Annotated in this window: 7 protein-coding genes; 2 read left to right on the forward strand and 5 right to left on the reverse strand. The window is 47.5% G+C overall.

What is annotated here, in order from left to right; translation table 11 throughout:
• Nucleotides 1–8 precede the first annotated feature (8 nt).
• Nucleotides 9–1,247 carry a menaquinone reductase integral membrane subunit QrcD gene (gene qrcD / locus RDU59_06685; protein MDQ7838159.1) on the forward strand — a complete coding sequence of 413 codons (1,239 nt, stop codon included), beginning with the start codon at nucleotides 9–11 and terminating at the stop codon, nucleotides 1,245–1,247.
• A gap of 77 nt (nucleotides 1,248–1,324) precedes the next feature.
• Here the strand turns inward: qrcD and nadB are convergent, their stop codons facing one another.
• Nucleotides 1,325–2,935, reverse strand: a complete 1,611-nt coding sequence (nadB, locus tag RDU59_06690; protein ID MDQ7838160.1) for an L-aspartate oxidase — start codon at nucleotides 2,933–2,935, stop codon at nucleotides 1,325–1,327.
• Nucleotides 2,936–3,063: 128 nt separating this feature from the next.
• On the opposite strand from nadB, the gene RDU59_06695 reads away from it, so the two are divergent.
• Nucleotides 3,064–3,687, forward strand: coding sequence for an HAD-IA family hydrolase (locus RDU59_06695; GenBank protein MDQ7838161.1), 624 nt, complete (start codon nucleotides 3,064–3,066; stop codon nucleotides 3,685–3,687).
• Here RDU59_06695 and RDU59_06700 read toward each other — a convergent pair.
• The 4 genes from RDU59_06700 to mscL all read right to left on the reverse strand — a co-directional run bounded on the left by RDU59_06700 (nucleotide 3,645) and on the right by mscL (nucleotide 9,964).
• Entirely contained in the window at nucleotides 3,645–5,003 is a 1,359-nt protein-coding gene (locus tag RDU59_06700) for an MFS transporter (protein MDQ7838162.1), read from the reverse strand. The two genes, RDU59_06695 and RDU59_06700, sit on opposite strands and share 43 nt — an antisense overlap.
• Nucleotides 5,004–5,137: 134 nt before the next feature.
• On the reverse strand, nucleotides 5,138–8,029 hold the full coding sequence (locus tag RDU59_06705; protein ID MDQ7838163.1) for a DUF748 domain-containing protein: 2,892 nt from the start codon (nucleotides 8,027–8,029) through the stop codon (nucleotides 5,138–5,140).
• A 122-nt stretch (nucleotides 8,030–8,151) separates the two neighbouring features.
• On the reverse strand, nucleotides 8,152–9,354 hold the full coding sequence (locus RDU59_06710; GenBank protein MDQ7838164.1) for an OmpA family protein: 1,203 nt from the start codon (nucleotides 9,352–9,354) through the stop codon (nucleotides 8,152–8,154).
• Nucleotides 9,355–9,508: 154 nt separating this feature from the next.
• Nucleotides 9,509–9,964: a large-conductance mechanosensitive channel protein MscL gene (mscL, locus tag RDU59_06715; protein MDQ7838165.1), complete on the reverse strand. Its 456-nt coding sequence runs from the start codon at nucleotides 9,962–9,964 to the stop codon at nucleotides 9,509–9,511.
• Nucleotides 9,965–10,079: the final 115 nt, after the last annotated feature.

Raw genomic sequence — 10,079 nt, forward strand, 5'->3', positions numbered from 1 at the left:
GGAAGTATATGGATCGTGCATGGATACCAGAAGGGGTTCAAAGATGTGGCGCCGGGGCCTTTTTTTCATGGATGGCGCTTTGGTTGTTCGTGCTGGGTGCTGCCGTAAGTACAGCCCTGTTGATACTCTGGAAGGGCCTGAATCAGACGAATATGAATGATTACTTCGGGTTCGGCGCCTGGATCACTGTCGATTTAGGGGTAATCGCCCTTGGAGCCGGGGCCTTTTTCAGCGGCTTTCTTACCTACGTGGTACGGGTAAAGGAACTCAAGGCCCTTATTAATTTTGCCGTTATCATCGGGTTCATCTGTTACAGTAGCGCTCTATTGATACTGACCCTGGATATCGGCCAGCCGCTTCGGGGTTGGTTCGGTTACTGGTTCCCCAACATCCACTCCATGCTGACCGAAGTTATCTTTTGCATCACCCTGTATTTTACGGTTTTGACTATTGAGTATGTACCCTTAATCCTCGAAAACCGGAAGATATACGCTAATCCGGTGGCACACACCCTGAGCCACAATTTTCATGAGGCCATGGCCATCTTTGCGGCCATTGGCACATTCCTTTCCTTCTTCCATCAAGGTTCTTTGGGCGGCATGTATGGCGTAATGTATGCCCGGCCGTTTGCCTTCCGGGAAGGCTTTTTTGTCTGGCCCTGGACATTCTTCCTCTTTATCTTCTCGGCGATTTCTACCGGACCAACGTTCACCGTTCTTGTCACCATGATCTTGCAGAAGGTGACAAAAAAACGGCTTGTACCCCGGGAGTCGCTTTCTGTCCTGGCCAAGATAGCAGGTTGGTTGCTTTGTGGTTATGTTATCGCGAAGACAGTGGATACCTATTACTGGGCTACGCATATCCTCCCGGCGAGAGGTCTTACCTTTGGCGAGCAGTACCATGGATACCAGTATGGTATGTGGTTGCCGTTTGTAGAGATTGGTTTGTGTGGTGTAATCCCGGCCCTTATCCTTATCATCCGCCGCCTGCGCGAGAATGACAAATGGCTGGCGCTTGCCTGTGTCCTGGCTTCAGCTGGCGTGGTTCTTAACCGCTTTATCTTTACTGTGCAGACGCTGGCCATGCCTGTGTATCCATTTGACAAGTGGTATACCTACTTCCCGAGCTGGCAGGAATGGGTGACCTCACTGGCCGTAATTGCTTATGGCGCCTTGGTTATCTCTCTTTCATATCGTTACCTGCCGGTATTTCCGTATGAAAGGGATTTGAATCCGTCGGCCAGATAGAAAAAATTATAAATTTTTTGAAGTACGCGGGAGGCCTGCTTTGTTGATATAAAGCAGGCCTTTTTTGTGGCCGGCGGTTATTGCCGCCAGATTATGGTGTCTTTCTTATAATGGGTGTCGTCTTTAGAGGGGTGGTCAAGATTATAATGCAGCCCCCGGCTTTCCTTACGCAGGAGGGCACAGGTGACGATCAATTCCGCTACAGTGGCCAGGTTGCGCAGTTCCAGGAAATCCCCGGTTATTATGTAATCCCAGTAATGTTGCTGTATCTCTTTTTGTATAAACTCGAGACGTTTTTGGGCCAGGGCCAGGCGTTTGTCTGTCCGCACAATGCCTACATAGTTCCACATGAGACGGCGTATCCCGTCCCAGTTGTGAGATATAAGTACCGATTCCTGCAGGTCCACGGCTCCACCCGGATCCCAGGGCGGAACTGAGGGCGGAGTATAAGAAGATTTAGGCCCTATCTCTTCGATGGATGAAAGTAAGGCCTGATAGGCAAAGACGACCGCTTCCAGAAGAGAATTAGAAGCCAGGCGATTTGCCCCATGCAGCCCGGTGCAGGCGGTCTCGCCTATGGCGTAAAGGCCGCTGATACTGCTCCGGGCATAAATATCGGTTAATATACCTCCACACATGTAATGGGCGGCGGGTACAACCGGAATGGGTTCTTTGGTGATGTCAATGCCCAGGGAGAGGCATTTCTGGTAAATATTGGGGAAACGATTCCTAATAAAATCTGCCGGGCGATGACTGATGTCAAGATAGACGCAATCATCGCCGCTCTTCTTGAGCTCGGCATCTATAGCGCGGGCTACAGCATCCCGCAGGGCCAGGTCTTTCAGGGGATCATATTTTTCCATAAAGGCCCGTCCGTGTTTATCAATCAGGATGCCTCCTTCCCCCCGGACGGCCTCTGAGATAAGAAAGTTCTTGGCCTTGGGGTGATAGAGGCAGGTGGGATGAAATTGGACAAATTCCATGTTGGCCATCCTGGCTCCAGCGCGGTAGGCCATGGCCATGCCGTCCCCCGTGGCGATGTCCGGATTGCTGGTGTAGAGGTAAACCTTTCCGGCCCCGCCCGTGCAAAGGAGGGTTATCCTGGACAGAAAGGTATGGATTGACCCTGTTTGGGTGTCCAGAACGTAGGCCCCAAAGCAGGTCTCCTGGTTGCTTTTACCCTTTTTCTTTAACAGCTTGCCCTTGGTCAGGAGGTCGATAGCAATATGGTTTTCATAGATGGTGATGCGCGGATTTTCTCTGGTCCTGGCTACAAGGGCCCGTTCGATCTCCTGTCCGGTGAGATCCTGGGCATGGACGATACGCCGGCGGGAGTGACCGCCTTCCTTGCCCAAGTCAAGGTGTGTCTGGTTTTTCGGCCGTGTAGTAAATTGTACCCCGATATCCACTAACTCTTTGATCCTTTCCGGGGCCTCCTTTACGACCAGTTCCACTACATCCGGACGAGACAGGCCATCTCCCGATCGCAGGGTATCTGCAATATGCAGTTCAAAGGAGTCGTCCGGGCCTGTGACCGCGGCAATTCCTCCCTGGGCGAGATTGGTGCTGGTATCCATCATGGCCTTTTTGGTGACGATTGTTACCTCACCATAACGCGCCGCCTTCAAGGCAAAGCTAAGCCCGGCAATACCGCTGCCGATGACCAAAAAATCAGTTTTAATTTCCACTTAAATCTCTCCATAGTATTTGTGAAGTAATCGATTATTGCTATTATTCCAAATTTGGGTATCATAGGGCAATACATTTTTTGGGCAAGCTTAACAAGCTTATTCCATCTAAAGGGTGATGCAGAGTTATGGTTAAGGTAGTTATCTTTGACTGCGATGGAGTCATGTTTGATTCCCGGGAGGCCAATCGGGCCTTTTATAATCATATACTGGCAGCCTTCGGACGTAAGGAGATGACCGAAGAGGAACTATTTTATGTACACATGCACACGGCTGATGCCTCTATAGCCCATCTTTTTCGAGGCAGGGAAGAACTGGAGTCAGCGCAGCAGTATCGGCTTAACACGGATTATACCCCATTTCTTCCCCTGATGATAATGGATCCCGGTTTGAAAGGGTTTTTAAGGTATCTGCAACCGAAGTACAGGGTGGCTATTGCCACCAATCGGACCACAACCATGGATAAGCTCCTCGAGATTTTTGAACTCAAAAGTTGTTTTGATATGGTGGTTTCAGCCCTGGATGTCGCCAATTCCAAGCCACATCCCGAACCCCTGCTGAAGATAATGGACAGGTTTAAGGTCTTGCCTCAAGAGGTTATTTATATCGGTGATTCGGAGTTGGACGAAAAAGCGGCCTATGCCGCCGGTATAAGCCTGATAGCCTACAAGAATAAAGGGTTAACGGCGGCCTATCATGTGGATAGCTTTCACGAAGTTATCCCCATATTAGAGGATAATTGTTCTTCATAACCTGCCTTTTCCAGCATCCCCGCTTTTTCATCTACCTGTAACAATATTATGGCCCCGATGACAAAGAAGACAGCCACGGACAATATCCCCCAACGCAGGCTTCCGGTAAGGTAGATCAGAAGGCCGTAAGATAGCGGGCCGAAAATAGAGGCAAAACGGCCGGAGATAGCAAAGAACCCGAAGAATTCCGCCGCGTGTGAGACAGGTGTAAGCAGGCATTGCAGGGCGCGGGATGCCGCCTGACTTCCTCCCAGCACCAGCCCGGCCAGGAAACAGATAATCCAGAATTCGCGCCGTGGTTCCAGAAGCCATCCCAGAAAAAAGGCCCAGATTACGGCTAGCACCCAGATAACGAGGGTGCAGAGTATGGTTCGTTTGTGGCCCAGACGATCGCTGACATAGCCAAAGAATATGGATCCGACAAAGGCCACTGCCTGGATAAAAAGAAAGAGAAAGATGATCTCCCGAGTCTGCATCCCCACCACCTCGGCGGCAAAGACGGAGGTCATAACAACGACGGTTTCTATGCCGTCATTATAGAATAGGAAGGAGATGAGAAATAAGGATAATTCGCGGAACTGTTTGATCCGGGAGAGGGTGCGTTTTACACGGGCGAGGCCGATAGCCGCGTAACTCCTGTCACGCCCCGGCGTGTCTCCGGCTTTAACCCCCTTCCTATCCGTTTTCTTCTCTCGAACCCATAGAAAGGTAGGCAAGGAAAACAATGCCCACCAGATAGCCACGGAGAGAAAACAGGCCTGTACGGTAAATGTTATACGGCCTGCTCCGGGGATATAGAGGCCGTTCAGCATAAAGAGGTTTATAACCAAGAGGGCGGCGCCTCCTATGTAGCCGAAGGCCCATCCCAGGCCGGAGACGCGGCCGACATTGGCGGGCGTAGTCATCTGTGGCAGAAAGGCATTGTAAAAGGCGTTGCCGCCGGAAAACCCGATATTGGCCATGATGAAAAAGAACGCCCCTGACCGGACATCGCCGGGGTGCACCAGGTACAGGAGGGCGGTAAAGATAATCCCGGTATAGCAGAATCCGGCCAGGAATGCCTTTTTGCGTTGTGAAAAATCGGCTATCGCGCCCAGGATGGGGGCGGTGAGGGCGGAGACAGCCATGCTAAGCGATACGATAACGGCAAAAAGTGTCGCCCCATGGATATGTAGCCCGGCGATGAAGACCCCTTTTTCTCCCCCGGCCACCTCCAGGGCAAAATATTTGTTAAAGATCACCGCCAGGATAGTGGTGGCAAAGGCTGAATTGGCAAAGTCATACATCGCCCAGCCGAAGATCTGTTTGTCGCGCAAGGTCGCCTGCATAAGCCTAATTTAAGAGAATAAGGGAGATCAAAAATTCCGGCAAGGATACCATTGAGCATAAGGCTTTTGCAAGGAGAATGAGGTCCGGTGGTATTTAAAGGTATGTGACCGACGAGTACAAATCATTTAAGCTTAAAGTCAACACGGCTGTTTTTTAATGATTCCTTTCCCTCCGGCTGAAGATCCTTCGGTTCGACCAGAAAAATCTTTTCCTGTTCGATCTGATTGGATTTCAGGATGTAATCCTTGACCTTCAACGCGCGTTGTGAGGCTAACAGCCGAAGGTCATCATCTTTCACTTCGATATGCGTAAACATCAACTTTTCCATCTCGGGCACAGGCAGGTCTTTGGCGATGCCGATGATATTCCTGGGCTTTGGAAACTTTTCATTTTTATATGCCTTTTTCAGATATTTCGCATATTCGGACCCCTCTATCTTAATCTCATCTACAGATATCGCTGTCTGCCCTTCTTTAATCATGTCCTTTAATTTTTGCGCCCTTATCTTTTTATCGAAAATATACTTTCGCAGCCCTTCCCTGTCCTTCTCGGTGTCCACGTGTCCTGTTATTTCAAGTTTCAGCGACGGCCGCTCATATAATGCCTTGACCAGGGTGTCAAGTTTTTTGATTTCATGTTCGCTTATATCGGAACCGCCGTAATCGAACTCTACGTAACTGAGTTCCTCCCCTCCTCCGAAAATCGCCCCGAGGAGCGCGAAGGGGGCTGTGGCCGCCTTTTCGAGGATATTCAGAATAATTTTTATTATTATCCTGCCGACGCGGAATTTCGGATCATCGAGCGACCCGGTAACAGGGATGTCGAGATTTATTTCCCCGTTTCTGTTTTTGAGAAGGGCGATAGCAAGCCTGACAGGCAGCTTTGTGGCATCGGGACTTTCAACCTTATCGCCAAGCGTAAACTGGTCAAGGAAGATATGGTTCTGGGAATCAAGCTTTCTCTTTACTATCAGATACTGCAGATTAAGAAACAGTTTTCCCTTCTCTATTTTATATCCTATGTGTTTTCCTGAATAGGGGGTGAAGGGGCCCATGTCAATATCCTTGAAATTCACCTTTAAATCAACATACAGGTCTTTCTTCAACGGATTTATCTTGCCCGTGATCTGGAGCGGCGCATAGTTCTCAAGCCTGCCTCTGACGTTAACATTCGCCAGTTTGGTCTCCTCGGATGAGAGGCCTGATATCCTGCCCCCGATTTCGAGGAGATTGGCGGTATATTTTGGTTTGACGGATCTGTCTGTAAAGTTAACCGTTCCACCCTGAAGGGTTACCTTCTCTATCCTTATCAGCTTGTCTGTTTTTTCCCCTTTATCAAGCTTAGTTTTATCCTGACCCTGCGCCTTTTCACCTTGAGCTTCCAGTATGTTCTGAGTATTGAGAGAACCGTCGGCATTTATTACAAGGCGTGAATAGAAATCTGTAAGCGCAATCCCATTGATTTTGACATGTAAAGGATCGTATGCCACATCGACTTTATTAAGGTAAAGAGATTTACATTTCAGAAAATCATCACCATCGGCCTTGTCAATGGATGAAAAGCTCGATACTGCGGCATCACCCCTGTATATAAGTTTCATCCTGGAAGCCTTTGAATAACCGACTGAAAGATTCCCTTTAGCGTTGATATTGCCATCGGTCACTATTATTTTTATCTTATCTGTAAAATAGGGCTGAAGCGGTGTGATATCGATACCCCTTACATCAAGTTTTATATCTGCAAACGCAGGGTCTATGCCTATTGAACCGGTTGCGGAAACTGACCCCTTTCTGCCAAGAGCAAATGAAAGAGCGGTTGAGGCCGTGGTATCTTTTGCGGTAGAAACATTCTCCATCTCAAGTCTGAGTTTCTCAACGGATAGTTTGACGGTTCGATACGGTTTCATGTCCTGAACCCTGACCGTATAATTTTCTATAAGTAGTTTCTCGAACAACGCAAGCCATGGTTTTTCCGCTTTTTCACCAGAAGGGGGTAAAAGTTTTTTCAGATTCAGCTCGCCGTTCTTTGCGCGACGGACCGTCACAATGCCTTCCTGTGTGGAGAAATTACCGACTACGAACTGCTTTTTCACAGGATCAATTCCAAGGTCCTTGACGTTGATTACCGGTATATTGAGAAGATCATCCTCCTGGTCGCGGATTCTTATTTCCCTTAATTTCAGGTTGCCTTTTATATTTATTGACGGTTCCCTCTCACTATACTGGACATAAGAAATGGTAGTCATCGTATCAAGGTATCCCGACAGCACCCTGAAGTTCATATTGAAGGGGACATATGCAAGATAATATGGGATATTTAAATCTTTTATACTTAAATCAAGCATTGTTTCGTATGATTCCGAAAAAGGTTTTGACCTCCCCTTAAGTGATACAGGATGATTATTGATTTCCGCCTCAAAGGATGGTTTTACATATTCTTCGGCAAGGTACGGCAGGTTTGAGATAAAAGGGATCGCTATGTTGAGATCCTTTACAGTATGGCGGGTCTGCTTCGGCCCGTCCCAGAAATCTACGCTGCCATTCAGTATCTGTATGTTGTTCAACGAAAACCTCAACGGTTTCGAGTCGGCTGTCTTTTCAGGTTTATCTTGCGCCAGCAGGTCGGAGAAATTATATGCCATGTCTTCATTTCGTTTTACATTCAGATACGGCTTCTTAAGCCTTATCTCCTTAAAGATCAGACCTTTTTTAAAGATGGAAACACTCTGAAGATTCGCAAACAGTTCCTCAAAAGAGATGAACGTTTCGGAACTGCCAAGCTCTTTGACGGAAAAACCCCTTACTTTCAATGAAAGCACAAAAGGATTGACGTTTATCTCCTGAATAACAACCTTGCGGTGGAGCTTTTCAGAGAGTTTCTTTATCAGGACTGACTTGAGGATATGGGGCAGGGCAAAGAAACCGACTACCGTGAAAAGGAAAAGTCCTATAAGTCCGCCTAGAAAGACCTTTTTGTAAAAAGCAGCCGATTTGAATCGTTGTGACAGTTTCACAGACGGCCATCCCCAAAAGTTATCCTGTAAGTAAACAAAAGAAAACGGACATTCTTGCAGAACGTGCTGATTCTGCAAGAATGTCCGCCGGCCTTATCCGTCATAATTTAGAATCTGTATATTTATCGAATCGGTTTTATTTGCACCCTTCGATTTTTTGCCCGGCCTTCCGGGGTATCATTTGAACTGACGGGGTTGGATTTGCCGAACCCTTTTAGGCTAATTCGAGAGGCCTCAATCCCCTTTTGCTCCAGATAGTGTCCTACGGCCTGTGCCCGTTTTTCAGATAAGCTTAAATTATATTCATCTGATGCGGTGCTATCCGTAAAACCTTCAATATCTATTTTCAAGCCAGGATTCTTTTTCATCACCTGAGCGACGTCATCCAGGTCTGCGTAATATCCCGTATGGATATCAAATTTATCGGTATCAAACAGAATCGTCGGCAATATCCAACATCCTTTTTTATTAACCTTGGCTCCCGCAGGCGTATTCGGACATTGATCCATATCGTCATATACACCGTCTCCGTCGCTGTCAGCCGGTTTGGCTGCGGGTTTCGGAGCGGGTGTCGGAGCAGGCTTGGCAGTTATCGTCGCCGGTGTTGATTCCTTGAGAAATACTTTTTTCACAAAATCGGCCATTGCCTCAGCGGAATTCAGTTGATCTTCAGAGGTAAAGAATCCACATTGTCCGGCCTCGGCGATATCGTTCATGAGCTGCTTGCCGTTTTTATCGTCTCCAACTAATATGGTATAAAAACAAAGTCGTTCCCCGTATAAATTTTTTACGTCCTTCGCGGCGTTTAAAGGCTCCGGCCCCAGGTCCTTTCCGTCACTGACAATAATGGCCGCAATATTCCCCGCTTTTCCTTTAAAATCCTGGCCCATGGCTCTAATCGCCATATCCATCGGGGTAGTTCCACCGGGATACTCGACCTTATTCAGGCCCTTTTCAAAGCCGTTTTGGGTATAATCCGTTACGCCGTAGAATAAAGCAGTCTTTTCTTCGGTTAAACGCGTATCATGTCCAAAAGTTCTGAGCGCGCCATTGAGCTTTAAATCCGGAATGGTGCGATTCATAAGGTCAACGGTATTTTTAGCCAGATCAAACTTCCGGTATTTCTTATATGGCTCATCCATGGATTGCGATGCGTCAAAGACCACGGCGAAATTATCTACTCTTTGTTCCATCTCGCCCGCTTGCAACTTTGGATTAAAATTATAAGCTTCTGATATTAGTGGTGGTTTTTCTACAGTTGCGCAACCGACGAAAAATACCCCGATCATTAAAAAAAATAAAGCCTGCCATGTTTTTTTAATCATTTCTGCCTCCTTATTATTTTATTATGTTGTCCAGGAATCCAGCGTATGCCGGAGGAACTGACAACACAAAAATGAAAAAAATCAAAGATGACAGCTTTCTCACATACTTTTCCACTACATAATGTTTTTATGGTCTTCCGTAAGGCCATCCAATTTATTGGACCTTCAATTCCGAAGTGCAGTGAGGACAACGTACAGCCTTAATCGGGATGACCGACAGGCAATAAGGACACTCTTTAGTTGTTGGCTCGGCTGTGGGGGCTTTCTCCTGGCGCTTGAGTTTGTTGATATTGCGGATGAGGATAAAGACAGCGAAGGCGACTATTAAAAAGCTGACGATCGTATTTGCAAAAACGCCATAATTAACCGTAACCGCGCCGGCTTTCTGGGCATCGGCAAGGGAGGCATAAGGTCCGGCACCCGCCCCCTCTTTCAGTACTATGAAAAGGCTGCTAAAATCAACATCACCTAAAAGCAGGCCGATAGGCGGCATAATGATATCGGAAACAAGTGACTTGGCTATGGCGCCAAAGGCTGCACCAATTATGACTCCAACAGCCATGTCAACCACGTTGCCCCGCATGGCAAATTCCTTGAATTCCTTTAACACATTCGTTCCCCTTTTCCTTATGATCGCCTTTGAACATGCATAGCGAGCGCATTCCCCGTCCGCCTTGTATGTTTAGAACAGATGCGTCATTATTATGGCATATAATGCTATGAGT

Source organism: Thermodesulfobacteriota bacterium (assembly GCA_031082315.1).
Lineage (GTDB): Bacteria > Desulfobacterota > QYQD01 > QYQD01 > QYQD01 > QYQD01.